Origin of the sequence: Streptomyces sp. NBC_01092 (assembly GCF_045039535.1) — a bacterium.
Classification (GTDB): domain Bacteria; phylum Actinomycetota; class Actinomycetes; order Streptomycetales; family Streptomycetaceae; genus Streptomyces.
The window spans coordinates 2,783,200-2,799,360 of record NZ_CP108659.1 but is presented as its reverse complement, the minus strand read 5'-3'; the positions used below and the strand labels follow the sequence as shown (position 1 = coordinate 2,799,360).

Genomic DNA, 16,161 nt, shown 5'->3' with positions numbered 1-16,161 from the left:
CGGGCATGACGCCCGAGCCCGAGACCACCGACGAGAAGTACGACGTCCCCCGCAGATTCCGCGCACCCGATGACGAGTGGTTCCCATTTGGCGACGCCACCCGCGCGGCGCATCCGGAGAACAGGCGCGGCCCTCGAGCTGAAGTGCTGAGGGAGTTCATGCGCTGGTACATGCGGCGTCCGGGCGCAAAGCTCCCCGAGCGTCCGCCAGTTGGCCCCTGGTCCACGCCGGCCGAGGCCAAGTCGGATAGCAACTGATCGGCAAGCACGCATCGCGGTCCCCTCGCGTCGGGCGTTGTGATCACCTCGAGGGAACCGCGGGCGCAGCATGTGACGGCAGTCTGAGCCGCAGTCACTCATAGATCACTCACACGCACAGGGGGAGAGGACTCGATGTCCACCCAGCAGCAGCCAGACGAAGCGTTCATCGCGGAGCTGAAGCGCTGGAGGGATGTACGCGGCCTCTCCCAAACCGCGCTCGCCCGCCTTGTCGGCTACACCCCCTCGTACATCTCGAAGGTGGAGAGCGGCCAGCAGCGGCCGTCGAGCTCGTTCGCGCACTCAGCGGACCGCGAACTCCGGGCCGGCGGCGCCCTCGTGCGGGCGTACAACGACCTCGAGGGGCGAACCCCCACCGCACACCAGCCGGCCGCGGGGAACGGCTCCAGCGACGCGCACGCGGCCAACCTGATCGTGGAGCATGAGGACACGTCGCTGCACTACGACGGCCGCGTCTACCGGGCCACCCAGCGGCGCCGGCTCTACAACGACAGCCCGGACCCCGTCGCCCGCTACCTGATCCGCATCAGCGTCGACCGCTTCCCGGGCAACCCTGAGCGGTCGAACGCCCACTTCCGGGAGCATCCGCTCACCTGGGAAGAGATCCAGCTGCAGGCCAGCGTCGACGGCGAGCCGCTCACGTGGCGCGTCCAGCATGACCGCGACGCCTTCAAAGAGTTGTGGCTGCTGTTCGAGAACGACCAGGGCCGCTACCCGCTGTACCCCGGCGAGTCGGCATGGCTCGAGTACAGCTACACAGTGGGCGACGACAAGTGGGGCACCTGGTTCCAGCGCGCCGTGCGCCTGCCTACCCACAAGCTCAGCGTCCGCCTCGACTTCCCGGCCGAGCTCAAGCCGCAGGTGTGGGGGACCGAGACGACGATGACGGCCGCCGCACTGCCGTTCCGCACCGCCATACGCCAGACGCAGGAGAACGGGCGCAGCGTCTTTGCGTGGTCCACCGAAGATCCGCCCCTGCACGCCCGCTTCAGGCTGGAATGGAAGTTCCGTGCACGACCCGACCAGGAGGAGAACTTGGAGTTGATGGAGTCCGAGGCGACGGCCAGCGAGAGGATGCGGGCGGTCGGCATCGTCCAGGAGGGCGACCCGATCCTGACCAAGGCGGCCCGCACCTTCAGCTTCCCGGACGAGGCCGAGGATGCCCGCCGGGTAGTTGCTGAGCTGGTCTCCGCGGCCGAACGCGCCTCGCAAGTGCACGTCTTCGGCAAGGGCATGGGCGTCGCCGCCACGCAGATCGGCATCGACCGGGCCGCCGCTATCGTTCGCTCCCCCGACGGTCAGCTGATCACCCTGTTCAACCCGCGCATCGTCGAGGAATCGCCCGAGACCGACGAGCAGTACGAGGGCTGTCTCAGCTTCTTCGACGTGCGCGGCAAGGTCCCACGGCCGCTTGCGATCAGCGTCGAGCACACGGATATCGACGGGCAGGAGCGGATCACCATCTTCGAGCGCGGCATGGCCCGGCTCGTGATGCACGAAGTCGACCACCTGCACGGGGTGCTGTACCGCTCACGCATGCGTGAGGGCGTCCATCCAATCCCCGTGGCGGAGTACCGCGGCACGGGCAGCGGCTGGCAGTACGGGCCGCCGGGGGAGTAGGCCAGGACGGCTTAGATCACCAGCCGCGGGCCCGCCACTCCGCAAGATGCGGCCGCTCGGCGCCGATCGTGGAGTCGTTGCCGTGCCCCGGATAGACCCACGCTTCGTCGGGAAGCGGGCTGAAGATCCTCTCTTCGAGGCCGTCCATCAGGCTCGTGAAGTCCACCGGATTTGTTGTCCGTCCAGGACCCCCCGGGAACAGACAGTCCCCGGTGAACACATGGGGATGCCCGTGCGGGTCGTCGTAGACGAGCGCGATCGAACCCGGGGTGTGCCCGACCAGGTGGCGCGCGGTGAGCTCCACCTGCCCCACCCGGATGGTGTCGCCGTCGTCGACCAGGACCTCGGTCGGCACCGGGATGCCGTCGGCGTCGTCCCGGCCGGCGTACGTGCGCGCGCCGGTGGCCTCGACGACCGCGGCGAGCGCCTGCCAGTGGTCGCCGTGCTGGTGCGTGGTGACGACGGACGCGATGCCGTCGTCACCGATCATGCCGATCAGCGTGTCCGCGTCGTTGGCGGCGTCGATCAGCAGCTGCTCGTCCGTGGCCCGGCAGCGCAGCAGATAGGCGTTGTTGTCCATCGGGCCGACCGCGATCTTCGTGATCATCAGGTCCTTGAGCTCATGCACGTCGGCGGGGCCACCGACCGTCACCTGTCCGCTGTACGTCATGTCAGCAGCCTATAGCGGCCGGGCGGACGGGGGCCCTCCCGGCGCTACGCGGACTAGGGCCCCTCGCGGCGCTACAGGACGAGGCCCCTCCCGGAGCTACAGCGGGGGCAGCGACGGCAGCGAGCCGCCCGCCACCGTCAGCCCCGACCCGTCGCGCCGCCCGGCGAGCCAGCCGAGCAGGTCGGGTGCGGTGCCGCGGACGGTGACCTCGGGAGCGTCCGCCTCCCGGCCCGTGCTCCACGCGCGCGTGCCGTCCGTGAGCTCGGTCGGCGGCACATCGGGGTGGCCGGCGAAACGCTCCGAGAGGAAGTCGATCTCCCGCTCGACGAACTCCGCCGGCAGGTCCTCCAGCTCGTACCCGATTCCGAGATCGACGTGGTGCAGATCCACCTCGACCCAGCGCCGGAACGGCACCCGGGCCGCCGCGTCGGTGACCCCGTTGCGCAGCTCGACCGTGCGTGCCCAGTCCGCGGGCACGGCACCCGCTTCCTGGAAGCGGCCGCCGCTTTCGCGCACGTCGGCGAGCTGGACGTCGAGGGTGCGCGGGGCGTCGCGCTCGATGTCGGCGTCCCGGGCGGTGGCGGAGACGTACATGGGGCGTCCTTCGAGGACGTTCACGAGGGCGTCCGCGTTGCGGGCGATGTGCGCGAGGACATGGCCGCGGCTCCAGCCGGGGAGCCGTGACGGCTCGGCCACCGAGGCGTTGTCCAGTTTGGCCGCTGCGGTGAGCAGCCGATCGGTCGCTTCACGTACAGACACCAGGTCACGAGCGTGATCAATCATGGTGCTGACACTAGTCCCGCCACACCTTTGGGTGAAGGTGGTGAACGAGTGCCGTAAATCGAATGCGCGTGCTATAGGGTCGGTCGTGGCGTCGGGCATGCTGGATGGCCCGGGATTGTTACCGCATCGGGGAATCCGACCGGCGTTGTCAGTGGCGCCCCCTAGTCTGAGAAAGCACGGGGGGACTCGAGTCCGAGAACACACGGGGGCCTCGCCCCCTTGTCGCTTCTCTCAAGAAAGGTGCGGACCGGCGTGGCCGACCGTCTCATCGTCCGTGGCGCGCGCGAGCACAACCTGAAGAATGTCTCGCTCGATCTGCCACGCGACTCGCTCATCGTCTTCACGGGCCTGTCGGGGTCGGGCAAGTCCTCGCTGGCCTTCGACACCATCTTCGCTGAGGGACAGCGGCGCTACGTGGAGTCGCTGTCGTCGTACGCCCGGCAGTTCCTCGGTCAGATGGACAAGCCGGACGTCGACTTCATCGAGGGTCTGTCCCCGGCGGTCTCCATCGACCAGAAGTCGACCTCGCGCAACCCGCGCTCGACGGTCGGCACCATCACCGAGGTCTACGACTACCTGCGTCTGCTCTTCGCGCGCATCGGCAAGCCGCACTGCCCCGAGTGCGGCCGGCCGATCTCCCGCCAGTCGCCGCAGGCCATCGTCGACAGGGTCCTGGAGCTGCCGGAGGGGAGCCGCTTCCAGGTGCTGTCGCCGCTGGTGCGCGAGCGCAAGGGCGAGTTCGTCGACCTCTTCGCCGACCTCCAGACCAAGGGCTACTCACGCGCGCGTGTGGACGGCGAGACGATCCAGCTCTCCAGCCCGCCCACGCTGAAGAAGCAGGAGAAGCACACCATCGAGGTGGTCGTCGACCGCCTCACGGTGAAGGACTCCGCCAAGCGCCGCCTCACCGACTCCGTGGAGACCGCCCTCGGGCTGTCCGGCGGAATGATCGTGCTCGACTTCGTCGACCTCCCCGAGGACGACCCCGAGCGCGAGCGCATGTTTTCGGAGCACCTTTACTGCCCGTACGACGACCTCTCCTTCGAGGAGCTGGAGCCGCGCTCCTTCTCCTTCAACTCGCCGTTCGGCGCCTGCCCCGAGTGCACCGGCATCGGCACGCGCATGGAGGTCGACCCCGAGCTGATCGTCCCGGACGAGGACAAGTCCCTCGACGAGGGCGCCATCCACCCCTGGTCGCACGGCCACACCAAGGACTACTTCGGCCGCCTGATCGGCGCCCTCGCGGACGCGCTGGGCTTCCGGACCGACATCCCCTTCGCGGGCCTGCCGCAGCGCGCCAGGAAGGCCCTGCTCTACGGCCACAAGACGCAGATCGAGGTCCGGTACCGCAACAGGTACGGCCGAGAGCGCGTGTACACGACGCCCTTCGAAGGCGCCGTCCCCTTCGTGAAGCGCCGGCACGGCGAGGCCGAGAGTGACGCGAGTAGGGAGCGCTTCGAGGGCTACATGCGCGAGGTGCCCTGCCCCACTTGCGAGGGCACGCGACTGAAGCCCATCGTCCTCGCGGTCACGATCATGGAGAAGTCGATCGCCGAGGTCTCCGCGATGTCGATCAGTGACTGCGCGGAGTTCCTGGGCGAGCTGAAGCTCAACGCCCGCGACAAGAAGATCGCCGAGCGCGTGCTGAAGGAGGTCAACGAGCGGCTGAGGTTCCTGGTCGACGTCGGCCTGGACTACCTCTCGCTGAACCGCGCGGCCGGCACCCTCTCCGGTGGCGAGGCCCAGCGCATCCGCCTGGCCACCCAGATCGGCTCCGGACTCGTCGGCGTGCTCTACGTCCTCGACGAGCCGTCCATCGGTCTGCACCAGCGCGACAACCACCGGCTCATCGAGACCCTCGTCAGGCTGCGCGACATGGGCAACACGCTCATCGTCGTCGAGCACGACGAGGACACCATCAAGACCGCCGACTGGATCGTCGACATCGGCCCCGGCGCCGGCGAGCACGGTGGCAAGGTCGTGCACAGCGGCTCCCTGAAGGAGCTGCTCGCCAACGCCGAGTCGCAGACCGGCCTGTACCTGGCCGGCAAGAAGTCGATCCCGCTGCCCGACATCCGCCGCCCGCAGGACCCCTCCCGCCGCCTCACGGTGCACGGCGCCCGGGAGAACAACCTGCAGGACATCGACGTCTCGTTCCCGCTGGGCGTCTTCACGGCTGTCACGGGCGTGTCCGGCTCCGGCAAGTCGACGCTGGTCAACGACATTCTGTACACGCACCTGGCCCGTGAGCTGAACGGCGCCCGCAATGTCCCGGGGCGGCACACGCGCGTGGACGGCGACGACCTCGTCGACAAGGTCGTGCACGTCGACCAGTCGCCCATCGGCCGCACCCCGCGCTCGAATCCGGCGACCTACACCGGCGTCTTCGACCACATTCGCAAGCTGTTCGCCGAGACCACCGAGGCGAAGGTCCGCGGCTACATGCCGGGCCGCTTCTCCTTCAACGTCAAGGGCGGCCGCTGCGAGAACTGCGCGGGCGACGGCACCATCAAGATCGAGATGAACTTCCTCCCGGACGTGTACGTCCCGTGCGAGGTCTGCCACGGCGCCCGGTACAACCGGGAGACCCTGGAGGTCCACTACAAGGGCAAGTCCATCTCCGAGGTCCTGAACATGCCGATCGAAGAGGCCATGGACTTCTTCGAGGCCGTCCCGGCGATCAACCGCCACCTCAAGACGCTGAACGACGTCGGTCTCGGTTACGTCCGGCTCGGCCAGTCCGCGACCACGCTGTCCGGCGGTGAGGCGCAGCGGGTGAAGCTCGCCAGCGAGCTCCAGAAGCGCTCCACCGGCCGGACGGTCTACGTCCTCGACGAGCCGACCACCGGTCTGCACTTCGAGGACATCAGCAAGCTGCTGAAGGTCCTCTCCGGCCTGGTCGACAAGGGCAACACGGTCATCGTCATCGAGCACAACCTCGACGTGATCAAGACCGCCGACTGGCTCGTGGACATGGGCCCCGAGGGCGGCGCCGGCGGTGGCCTCGTCATCGCCGAGGGCACGCCCGAGCAGGTCGCCGCGGTGCCCACCAGTCACACCGGCAAGTTCCTGCGCGAGATCCTCGACCCCGACCGCATCAGCGACGCGACCTCGGTGAAGGCACCGCGCAAGGCGGCGGCCAAAAAGGCGGTCGCCGCGGGGTCGGTGGCGAAGAAGACGGCGACGGCCAGGACCACGAAGACGGCCAACAGCAAGGCCACCGACAAGGCGGCCGGGGCCACGAAGAAGGCGGCCGCCACGAAGAAGGCGACGCCTGCGAAGAAGACGACGCGGGCCCGCAAGGCCTGACACAGGCGAGCAGCGGGTTCGAAAAGATCCTCAAGACGGGCGGCGCCCCGCGGGAACTCCCCGCGGGGCGCCGCCCGTTGGATCATCAGCGGCCCGATCCAGGCGGCCGTGAAGGACCTTGACTCCTCAACAGCGGAATGCAGCGGACCGAAGGAACGCCTCCTAGAAGTCCCCCAGTTCGGAGGCGTACGGCGGTTCGGCGCCCGCCCGGGAGCAGGTGATCGCGGCAGCCCGCGCCGCGAACCGCAGCAGCCGTGTCCAGCCGTCGGCGCCGAGTCCCACGAGCGCCTCGGCAGACAAGGCGTCCTGCGCGGCCAAGCCGTGCAACAGGGCCGCGTTCACGGTGTCGCCCGCACCGATCGTGTCCACGACGTCGACCACTTCGCCCGGTACGGAGTGCACCGCGCCGTCCCGCGTGAAAGCGGTCAGCCCGTCACCGCCCTGAGTGATCACGACGGCCGCAGGTCCCGCGGCCAGCCACTCGCGCGGCGTGCCGCCCAGCCACAGCGCGTCCTCCTCGGAGAGCTTGAGCAGCGACACCGAGGGCAGCCAGCTCTTGAACCGGGCCCGGTAGCCATCCGGGTCGGGGATCAGTCCTGCCCTGATGTTCGGATCGAGCGCGGTGAACACCCCTTGCTCGGCCGCGCCGCGCATCAGCTCCTCATAGGCACTCGCCCCAGGTTCCAGGACGAGCGAGCAGGTGCCGAAGGAGACCGCGCGTGTCTGCGCGGGCAGCTCCGCGGGTGCCGTGAAGAGCCGGTCGGCGGTGCCCTCGACATAGAAGGAGTAGGCGGCCGAGCCCTTGTCATCGATGGTGGCGACCGCGAGCGTCGTCGGCTCCACACCGCGCTGCACGGCCGACACGTCCACCCCGGCCTCCCGCAGCCCATCGAGCAGGGCCTCACCGAACGCGTCGGATGAGGTCCGCGAGCAGAAGGCGGTGGGGGAGCCGAGTCGGCCGAGAGCCACGGCGGTGTTGTAGGGGCCGCCGCCGAGCGCCGGCTTCAGGCTCGCGAGGGCACCTGTGCCCTGCGGTACCAGGTCGATCAGGGCCTCACCGGCGACGACGATCACGAGACGGTTCCTTTCACGGACGTCAGGGGCTGTGCGGGGCTGTCGGACGTCTGGGGCCGGCCGGCACGCTCGGGCAGCGAAGGTCGCTCGGCGGACTTCAGGGGCATCCCGGCCTGTCCCGACCGCAGCGGCTGTTCGGCACAGCCGCACGAGGTGCGATGCACGAAGGTGCACGGGAAACGCACGGTCCGGGCGGGCCGGTCCGGTGAGGCGAGGCGGTCCAGGAGCACACGCACCGCCTGGGCGCCGATGTCCTTGCTGGGCTGCGCTATCGCGGTGAGCCGGGGAGAGAACAGATCGGCCCAGGCGAAGTCGTCGAAGCAGCACAGCGCGATGTCGTCGGGCACGGACAGGCCGTGGGCGCGCAGGGCGCGCAGGGCGCCCATGGTCATCGCGTTGTTGGCGGTGACGAGTGCGGTGGGCGGCGAGGTGAGCGACAGCAGTGCGGCGGTGGCCCGCTCCGCGCCGACAGATTCGGAGTCGCCGTGCACGACGAGGCATTCGTCGTGGGGGAGTCCGGCGGCCACCAGGCCGTCCCGGTATCCGGTGAGCCGCTCGCTGGTGGTGCTGAGTCCGGGCAGGCCGGCAACGAGACCGATCCGCCGGTGACCGAGGCCGGCGAGGTGGGTGACCAACCGGGCCATGGGTTCGGCACTGTCGGCGCAGACCTGGTCGAAGCGCGTCGAGCCGTCCGCCGGGGTGTCGACCACGCGGTCGAGGAGGACGGTCGGCACCTTGTGGCGCCCGAGGTAGGCGAGGAGTTCGCGGGGGTCGGCGGAGGGCGCGACGATCATGCCGTCCACGCGGCGCTCGTGCAGAAGCCGAACGACCTTGCGTTCATGCTCCGGATCGTCGTGCGGGTCGGCTATGAGCAGGCCGTAGCCGTGTTCCAGTGCGGCGGCCTCGACGCCCTGGAGGATCTCCGTGAAGTACGGGTTGCTGATCGCCGACACCGCGAGACCGATGGACCGGGTTCGGGAGGTCACCAGGGAGCGGGCCAGGGTGTTGGGCGTGTAGCCGAGCTCCTCCATGGCGTCCAGCACCGCCTGGCGGGTGTGGGGCAGCACCGGGCGGGTCTCGTTCAGCACATGCGAGACGGTCGCCACGGACACGCCAGCGCGCCGCGCGACGTCGGCCATGGTCGCCATCGAGATCCCCTCCCTGGGCAGCGTGCGTCCCCCGGTCGCTGCGGTACTTCTGGCCGGGAAGGTATCCCATTCGCAGCCGCGCGTAAACGCTTGCGCAATCGTTTACGTCCGGGATCGCACGGGCGGACGGAAGGCGTGCCGTCGGGAAACGGGCCGAAGGGAGACATGCCGCGGCGGAACCTGCCGCGAGGAACGTCAGGCGTATCGGGATCAGAAGCCGGCGGTCGGCCAGGTCAAGGACACGCCGAGGTGCCTGCTCACTCCCAGTCCCACCCGATGCCCACGATCCCCGTCCGCACCCGTGGCTCGACAAGGTGGACGGAGCGGTGCAGCCCGCTGAGGGCGAGTCCCTGGCGGCCACTGCGTGGTGCCGCCGCGGAGTGCTGGGCGAACCGGTGACAGCGGGCCGGGAGAGCGTTCGCGGCGAAACCGACCTGGAGGGCGTACTGGCCGCCCGCGAGAGGGAAGCCGCGGGCGTATTCGCGGGACACGTCTGCCGTGCCGTCCTCGACGCGGTAGCGGAAGAGATAGGTGTCGCCGGCCCGCAGACGCGTGCCGAAGAGCAGCTCGGCGACGAGGACACCGGTGTCGTGGTGCCAACGGACGCGTCCCGTCCGGCAGTTCTCCAGGGCGTGCACCGTCATGCGTTCCGGCGTGCACCCCGGGTCGCCGTGGTGGACGGCCACGAAGCGGTCGACGCCGTCCTTGTGGGCGCGCACGATGTGGTGCGATTCGCGCGCCGCCAGTTCGCGGCGTGCCCCGATCCGTACCCGCTCGTGGTGGGCGAGGGTGTGCAGGCCGCCGTCGACCGGACAGTCCAGTTCGGCCAGCAGCCGCTCCAGCATGCCGGATGCCTCCAGCAGGGAGCGGTAGGAGCGGGCCGCGGGCTGCTGGAGGGTGGCGTGGTCGTCGGCCTCGGACAGCAGCCGGATCAGGGACTCCTCCGGCAGCTGGAGGATCTCCTCCAACGCCCTTACCGCACGCAGTGATTCGGGGCGCTGCGGTCGCCGGGCCCCCTGCTGCCAGTAGCTCAGGCTGGTGACGCCGACCTTCACACCGCGACGCGACAGATGGTGCTGCACACGCTGGAGCGGCAGTCCCCGGGCGGCTATCGCGGCGCGCAGGGCGGCATGGAAGGGGCCGCCTCGCAGGGCCGTGTCCAGTTCCGCGGAGGCGACGGCGGCGATGTCCGCGTGCTGTGTGGCGTGCGGCATGCAGAGGCCTTTCTGTGGTTGATCACAACGGCTGGTCAGACCGTTGGCGCGGCTGATCGGGGCCACCCCGTCGGGGCGTCGGGGGGTATTCACATCCGTACGCCGCCGTTCAGGTCCCCGAGTTCCCACGCATTGAAGCGTGTTGACCAAGTCCCGACAACACCTGATGCCCAACAGCCGCACACTCCTGGCCGAGTCGCGATACGTCCACATCAAGACGTCGTGCCGCTCCCGGTGTTGCCCCGAAATTGCCCTGACGACCTGAGCCGACAGGGCCGATTTGTGGTGAGAAATTCCTGGAGGTTCTCCGGGGAGCGTGTGGAGACCAGCCCGAAGCCCCGCGCTCCCGACGAGGCGGTGCCGGCGACAGACACACCCCGTCGCGCTCCTGCGGGGTGCCCGTGGCCGTCACGAACCGGGTGCAGTCGTCCACGAGCGGACAGCGCATGGACATGCCGACATGCCGACGAGGTGCCCGCCCACCCCAGGGCCCGCGAGCGGGAGGCCCTCGCCCGGATGACCGAGGGTCGGTGGCCGAGAGCCCGACGGCCGAGTGCCCGACGGCCGAGGGGCGCTCCAACGCGGGCGCTGGCCGGCGCCGGGGATCACTCAAGGCACCGCCGAGAGGCACGTCCGCACCACCCCGGGCAAGCTCCGGCTGCCGGACGACAGCGACGGCCACCGCCGTGTGCCGGCCGTTCTCACCTCCCCGGAGTCCCGCTCGACGTGGCGGGGGTTATCCACAGCCTCGCCGGACTGTCACCGGGCGCCAGTAGGGTGTGAGACATGGCCGACCCCTCCAGCTACCGCCCCAAGCCGGGACAGATCCCCGACTCTCCCGGGGTGTACAGATTCCGCGACGAGCACCGCCGGGTGATCTACGTCGGAAAGGCGAAGAGCCTGCGCCAGCGCCTGGCGAACTACTTCCAGGACCTGGCGGGCCTGCACCCGCGCACCCGCACGATGGTGACCACCGCGGCGTCCGTGGAGTGGACGGTGGTGTCCACAGAGGTCGAGGCCCTTCAGCTCGAGTACTCCTGGATCAAGGAGTACGACCCCCGGTTCAACGTCAAGTACCGCGACGACAAGAGCTACCCCTATCTCGCGGTGACGATGAACGAGGAGTACCCGCGCGTGCAGGTGATGCGCGGTCACAAGAAGAAGGGCGTCAGGTACTTCGGGCCGTACGCCCACGCGTGGGCGATCCGGGACACCGTCGACCTCCTCCTGCGCGTCTTCCCGGTCCGCACCTGCTCGGCGGGCGTGTTCAAGAACGCCTCCCGCACCGGCCGCCCCTGCCTGCTCGGCTACATCGGCAAGTGCTCCGCCCCCTGCGTGGGACGCGTCTCGGCGGAGGACCACCGTGAACTCGCGGAGGAGTTCTGCGACTTCATGACCGGCCGCACCGGCACCTATCTGCGCCGTCTTGAGCAGCAGATGGTGGAGGCGGCCGATGAGATGGAGTACGAGCGGGCCGCCCGCCTGCGTGACGACATCGAGGCCCTGAAGAAGGCCATGGAGAAGAACGCGGTCGTGCTCGCCGACGCGACCGACGCCGACCTCATCGCCGTCGCCGAGGACGAGCTGGAGGCGGCCGTGCAGATCTTCCACGTCCGCGGCGGACGGGTACGCGGCCAGCGCGGCTGGGTCACCGACAAGGTCGAGGAGATCACCACCGGCGCCCTCGTCGAGCACGCCCTCCAGCAGCTCTACGGCGAGGAGACCGGGGACGCGGTGCCCAAGGAGGTGCTGGTCCCGGCCCTGCCCGACCCGCTGGAGCCCGTGCAGGAGTGGCTGTCGGGACGCCGCGGCTCCAATGTCTCGCTGCGCATTCCCCAGCGCGGCGACAAGCGCGCCCTCATGGAGACCGTCGAGCGCAACGCCCAGCAGGCGCTCGTGCTGCACAAGACCAAGCGCGCCTCCGACCTGACCACCCGCTCGCGCGCGCTGGAGGAGATCGCCGACGCCCTCGACCTGGACAGTGCCCCGCTCAGGGTCGAGTGCTACGACATCTCCCACCTCCAGGGCGACGACGTGGTGGCCTCCATGGTCGTGTTCGAGGACGGCCTGGCCCGTAAGAGCGAGTACCGCCGCTTCCAGATCAAGGGTTTCGAGGGGCAGGACGACGTCCGCTCCATGCACGAGGTGATCACCCGCCGCTTCAAGCGCTACCTCGCCGAGAAGGAGCGCACGGGCGAGTGGGCCGACGGTGAGAACGGCCTCGCCGACACGTCGTCCGACCCCCTCACCACCACGTCCCCCGATGCCCTCACCAACGGCCTCAAGGACGACGAAGGCCGACCCAAGCGCTTCGCGTACCCGCCCCAGCTCGTCGTCGTGGACGGTGGCCAGCCGCAGGTCGCGGCCGCCCAGCGGGCCCTGGACGAGCTCGGTATCGACGACATCGCCGTCTGCGGCCTCGCCAAGCGCCTGGAGGAGGTCTGGCTGCCCGGCGAGGACGACCCGGTCGTGCTGCCCCGCACCAGCGAAGGCCTGTATCTTCTCCAACGCGTGCGTGACGAGGCCCACCGCTTCGCGATCACCTACCAGCGCAGCAAGCGCGCCAAGCGCTTCCGGTCGAGCCCACTGGACGACGTCCCCGGCCTCGGCGAGACCCGCAAGCAGGCGCTGATCAAGCACTTCGGCTCGGTGAAGAAGCTGCGATCGGCGACCATCGACCAGATCTGCGAGGTTCCCGGCATAGGTCGCAAGACGGCCGAGACGATCGCCGCGACATTCGCCCAGGCGGCCCCGGCCGCGCCCGCCGTGAACACGGCGACTGGAGAGATCATGGATGACGAGGAAACCGAAACGACGGCGGAGACCTCGGGGGAGCCCGTGTCCGCGGGCGCCCCGGACGAACGACGGGGGCAGGAGAGATGAGCGAGCACCACACACAACCCACAGGCGAGCGAGATCAGCAAGCCCAGGAAACGCACAAGGAACCCGGCGAGGATCTCACCCAGCAGGACGCACTCCAGGACGACGGAGCACAGGTGAGTACGGGTAGCGACACAGCGGTCCCCGAGCCGGCCAACCCCGAGCTGGTGATCATCTCCGGCATGTCCGGAGCCGGCCGCTCGACGGCGGCCAAATGTCTGGAGGACCTCGGCTGGTTCGTCGTCGACAACCTCCCTCCCGCGCTGATCCCCACCATGGTGGAGCTCGGTGCCCGTTCCCAGGGCAACGTGGCGCGGATCGCGGTGGTCGTCGACGTCCGAGGCCGGCGCTTCTTCGACAACCTCCGCGACTCCCTCTCCGACCTCGACACGCGCGGCGTGACCCGCCGGATCGTCTTCCTGGAGTCCTCCGACGACGCCCTGGTGCGCCGCTTCGAGTCGGTGCGCCGCCCGCACCCCCTCCAGGGCGACGGCCGCATCGTCGACGGCATCGCCGCCGAGCGTGAGCTGCTGCGCGAGCTGCGCGGCGACGCCGACCTGGTGATCGACACCTCCAGCCTCAACGTGCACGAGCTGCGGGCCAAGATGGACGCCCAGTTCGCCGGCGAGGAGGAGCCCGAGCTGCGGGCCACGGTCATGTCCTTCGGCTTCAAGTACGGCCTCCCGGTCGACGCCGACCTGGTCGTGGACATGCGCTTCCTGCCCAATCCGCACTGGGTTCCGGAGCTGCGCCCCTTCACCGGCCTCAACGAGGAGGTCGCGGCGTTCGTGTTCAACCAGCCCGGCGCGAAGGAGTTCCTCGACCAGTACGCCGAGCTGCTCCAGCTCATCGCGGCCGGATACCGCCGAGAGGGCAAGCGGTACGTGACCATCGCGGTCGGCTGTACGGGCGGCAAGCACCGCTCGGTCGCCACCTCCGAAAAGCTCGCTGCCCGCCTCGCGTCCCAGGGCGTGGAGACGGTGGTAGTACACCGGGACATGGGACGGGAATGACAGGACGTACTCCGCGGCTGAGCCGGCTGCGTCGCGCGATGCCCGAGTCGCGGGCGAGCCGGCCGGTCGAGGCCCGCGGCGCCCGGCCGCGCCGCCGTGGCACCCAGCCCAAGGTCGTCGCCCTCGGCGGCGGCATGGGCCTGTCCGCCTCGCTGGCCGCGCTGCGCCGGATCACCGGCGACCTCACCGCCGTCGTCACCGTGGCCGACGACGGCGGCTCCAGCGGGCGCCTGCGCGACGAGCTGGGCGTGCTGCCGCCCGGCGACCTGCGCAAGGCGCTGGCCGCGCTGTGCGGCGACGACGACTGGGGCCAGACCTGGGCCCGCGTCATCCAGCACCGCTTCCACTCCCAGGGCGACCTGCACGACCACGCGGTCGGCAATCTGCTGATCGTCGCCCTGTGGGAGCAGCTCGGCGACCACGTCCAGGCCCTCGACCTGGTCGGCAAGCTGCTCGGCGCGCACGGGCGGGTGCTGCCCATGTCCGCCGTGCCCCTGGAGCTCCAGGCCCTGGTCAAGGGCCACGACCCGGACCGGCCCGAGGCCATCGACACCGTCCGCGGGCAGGCCAACGTCGCCCTCACCCCCGGTGAGGTGCAGTCGGTGCACGTCGTGCCGCACGACCCGCCGGCCGTCCCGGAGGCCGTCGCCGCCGTCCGGGACGCGGACTGGGTGGTGCTCGGCCCCGGGTCCTGGTTCTCCTCGGTCATCCCGCACCTGCTGGTGCCGGAACTCCTGGACGCCCTCACCGAGACGAAGGCGCGCCGGGTACTCTCCCTGAACCTCGCGCCGCAGCCCGGAGAAACCGAGGGCTTCTCCCCGCAGCGTCATTTGGAGGTTTTGGGACGACACGCCCCTAAACTCGCCCTGGACGTGGTGCTGGCCGACGAGGCCGCCGTGCCCGACCGCGAAGTGCTCACCGAGGCCGCCAAGCGGCTCGGTGCCGCGGTCGAGCTGGCCCCGGTGGCCCGGACGGACGGGACGCCCCGGCACGACCCGGAGCTCCTCGCCGCCGCGTACGACCGTATTTTTCGGATGCATGGAAGGATCGGCCCATGGCGATGACGGCAGCGGTGAAGGATGAGATCTCCCGGCTCCCCGTCACCCGGACCTGCTGCAGGAAGGCGGAGGTCTCCGCCATTCTGCGGTTCGCCGGCGGCCTCCACCTGGTGAGCGGGCGCATCGTGATCGAGGCGGAGCTGGACACCGCGATGGCGGCCCGTCGGCTCAAGCGGGACATCCTGGAGATCTTCGGCCACAGCTCCGAGCTGATCGTGATGGCGCCGGGCGGGCTGCGCCGCGGTTCGCGTTACGTCGTCCGGGTGGTCGCGGGCGGTGACCAGCTGGCCCGGCAGACCGGTCTGGTCGACGGGCGGGGCCGCCCGATCCGTGGCCTGCCCCCGCAGGTCGTGTCCGGGGCCACCTGTGACGCCGAGGCCGCCTGGCGCGGCGCCTTCCTGGCACACGGCTCGCTCACCGAGCCCGGCCGCTCCTCATCCCTCGAGGTGACCTGCCCGGGCCCCGAGGCCGCGCTCGCCCTGGTGGGCGCCGCCCGCCGGCTGTCGATCGCCGCGAAGGCCCGCGAGGTGCGCGGGGTCGACCGTGTGGTCGTCCGTGACGGCGACGCCATCGGCGCCCTGCTCACCCGCCTCGGCGCGCACGAGTCCGTGCTCGCCTGGGAGGAGCGCCGGATGCGCCGCGAGGTCCGGGCCACGGCGAACCGTCTCGCCAACTTCGACGACGCCAACCTCCGCCGCTCGGCCCGCGCGGCCGTCGCCGCCGGTGCCCGCGTCCAGCGCGCCCTGGAGATTCTCGGCGAGGAGGTCCCCGAGCACCTCGCGGCCGCCGGGCGCCTGCGCATGGAGCACAAGCAGGCGTCCCTGGAGGAGCTGGGTGCGCTCGCCGACCCGCCGCTCACGAAGGACGCCGTAGCCGGCCGTATCCGCCGGCTGCTGGCCATGGCCGACAAGCGGGCCCAGGACCTCGGTATCCCGGGCACGGAGGCCAATCTCTCCGAGGAGCTGGCGGACAACCTCGCGGGATGACGTAGGAGATCGTCAACAGCTCGGTGCCGACGTCCACTTGGGACGTCGGCGCCGGTATTTGTCGGTTTTTGCGGCACTCTTGACGGAAGCGTGAAGTGGCATGAGCCTGGCAGTCATTCGCCGCCGTG

General features: G+C 70.1%; 12 protein-coding genes. 7 read left to right on the top strand and 5 right to left on the bottom strand.

Annotated features, from left to right (window positions below; all coding sequences use genetic code 11):
* Window positions 1-5: 5 nt before the first annotated feature.
* Both OG254_RS12390 and OG254_RS12385 read left to right on the top strand, forming a co-directional pair.
* Window positions 6-257 (top strand): hypothetical protein, encoded by a 252-nt coding sequence (locus tag OG254_RS12390; RefSeq protein ID WP_405580634.1) that lies wholly within the window; start codon window positions 6-8, stop codon window positions 255-257.
* A gap of 135 nt (window positions 258-392) precedes the next feature.
* Window positions 393-1,898 carry a peptide deformylase gene (locus OG254_RS12385; RefSeq protein ID WP_405580631.1) on the top strand — a complete coding sequence of 502 codons (1,506 nt, stop codon included), beginning with the start codon at window positions 393-395 and terminating at the stop codon, window positions 1,896-1,898.
* Between the two features lie 16 nt (window positions 1,899-1,914).
* Here the strand turns inward: OG254_RS12385 and OG254_RS12380 are convergent, their stop codons facing one another.
* Both OG254_RS12380 and OG254_RS12375 read right to left on the bottom strand, forming a co-directional pair.
* Window positions 1,915-2,568: an MBL fold metallo-hydrolase gene (locus OG254_RS12380; RefSeq protein WP_405580628.1), complete on the bottom strand. Its 654-nt coding sequence runs from the start codon at window positions 2,566-2,568 to the stop codon at window positions 1,915-1,917.
* Window positions 2,569-2,664: 96 nt separating this feature from the next.
* Complete coding sequence (locus OG254_RS12375; protein WP_405580625.1) at window positions 2,665-3,351, bottom strand: maleylpyruvate isomerase family mycothiol-dependent enzyme; 687 nt, start codon at window positions 3,349-3,351, stop codon at window positions 2,665-2,667.
* Window positions 3,352-3,603: 252 nt separating this feature from the next.
* Between OG254_RS12375 and uvrA the strand changes: the two genes are divergently transcribed.
* Entirely contained in the window at window positions 3,604-6,660 is a 3,057-nt protein-coding gene (gene uvrA, locus OG254_RS12370) for an excinuclease ABC subunit UvrA (protein WP_405580622.1), read from the top strand.
* Window positions 6,661-6,822: 162 nt separating this feature from the next.
* Here the strand turns inward: uvrA and OG254_RS12365 are convergent, their stop codons facing one another.
* The 3 genes from OG254_RS12365 to OG254_RS12355 form a co-directional block, all read right to left on the bottom strand.
* The gene (locus tag OG254_RS12365) at window positions 6,823-7,734 is read right to left on the bottom strand and encodes a carbohydrate kinase (RefSeq protein ID WP_405580619.1); all 912 of its coding nucleotides are present in this window, start codon (window positions 7,732-7,734) and stop codon (window positions 6,823-6,825) included.
* A complete protein-coding gene (locus tag OG254_RS12360) occupies window positions 7,731-8,882 on the bottom strand; it encodes a LacI family DNA-binding transcriptional regulator (RefSeq protein ID WP_405580616.1) in 1,152 nt (383 codons plus the stop codon). Before OG254_RS12360 ends, OG254_RS12365 begins: the two co-directional genes overlap by 4 nt.
* Before the next feature lie 257 nt (window positions 8,883-9,139).
* Window positions 9,140-10,096 (bottom strand): hypothetical protein, encoded by a 957-nt coding sequence (locus OG254_RS12355; RefSeq protein WP_405580613.1) that lies wholly within the window; start codon window positions 10,094-10,096, stop codon window positions 9,140-9,142.
* A gap of 786 nt (window positions 10,097-10,882) precedes the next feature.
* Here OG254_RS12355 and uvrC point away from each other — a divergent pair.
* The 4 genes from uvrC to whiA are packed head-to-tail and all read left to right on the top strand — an operon-like array spanning window position 10,883 to window position 16,033.
* Window positions 10,883-12,979 (top strand): excinuclease ABC subunit UvrC, encoded by a 2,097-nt coding sequence (gene uvrC, locus OG254_RS12350; protein WP_405580610.1) that lies wholly within the window; start codon window positions 10,883-10,885, stop codon window positions 12,977-12,979.
* Window positions 12,976-13,989 (top strand): RNase adapter RapZ, encoded by a 1,014-nt coding sequence (gene rapZ / locus OG254_RS12345; protein ID WP_405580607.1) that lies wholly within the window; start codon window positions 12,976-12,978, stop codon window positions 13,987-13,989. Before uvrC ends, rapZ begins: the two co-directional genes overlap by 4 nt.
* Window positions 13,986-15,053, top strand: coding sequence for a uridine diphosphate-N-acetylglucosamine-binding protein YvcK (gene yvcK / locus OG254_RS12340; protein WP_351193252.1), 1,068 nt, complete (start codon window positions 13,986-13,988; stop codon window positions 15,051-15,053). The genes rapZ and yvcK overlap by 4 nt, the downstream gene beginning before the upstream one ends.
* Window positions 15,044-16,033 (top strand): DNA-binding protein WhiA, encoded by a 990-nt coding sequence (gene whiA / locus OG254_RS12335; RefSeq protein ID WP_190070616.1) that lies wholly within the window; start codon window positions 15,044-15,046, stop codon window positions 16,031-16,033. The genes yvcK and whiA overlap by 10 nt, the downstream gene beginning before the upstream one ends.
* The last annotated feature ends 128 nt before the right edge of the window (window positions 16,034-16,161 follow it).

Excerpts from the sequence above, each read along its gene's own strand:
- OG254_RS12355 (WP_405580613.1), bottom strand. The coding sequence starts at position 10,096 with ATGCCGCACGCCACACAGCACGCGGACATCGCCGCCGTCGCCTCCGCG.
- OG254_RS12390 (WP_405580634.1), top strand. The coding sequence starts at position 6 with ATGACGCCCGAGCCCGAGACCACCGACGAGAAGTACGACGTCCCCCGC.
- OG254_RS12360 (WP_405580616.1), bottom strand. The coding sequence starts at position 8,882 with ATGGCGACCATGGCCGACGTCGCGCGGCGCGCTGGCGTGTCCGTGGCG.
- whiA (WP_190070616.1), top strand. The coding sequence starts at position 15,044 with ATGGCGATGACGGCAGCGGTGAAGGATGAGATCTCCCGGCTCCCCGTC.
- OG254_RS12375 (WP_405580625.1), bottom strand. The coding sequence starts at position 3,351 with ATGATTGATCACGCTCGTGACCTGGTGTCTGTACGTGAAGCGACCGAT.
- uvrC (WP_405580610.1), top strand. The coding sequence starts at position 10,883 with ATGGCCGACCCCTCCAGCTACCGCCCCAAGCCGGGACAGATCCCCGAC.
- OG254_RS12380 (WP_405580628.1), bottom strand. The coding sequence starts at position 2,568 with ATGACGTACAGCGGACAGGTGACGGTCGGTGGCCCCGCCGACGTGCAT.
- rapZ (WP_405580607.1), top strand. The coding sequence starts at position 12,976 with ATGAGCGAGCACCACACACAACCCACAGGCGAGCGAGATCAGCAAGCC.
- OG254_RS12385 (WP_405580631.1), top strand. The coding sequence starts at position 393 with ATGTCCACCCAGCAGCAGCCAGACGAAGCGTTCATCGCGGAGCTGAAG.
- yvcK (WP_351193252.1), top strand. The coding sequence starts at position 13,986 with ATGACAGGACGTACTCCGCGGCTGAGCCGGCTGCGTCGCGCGATGCCC.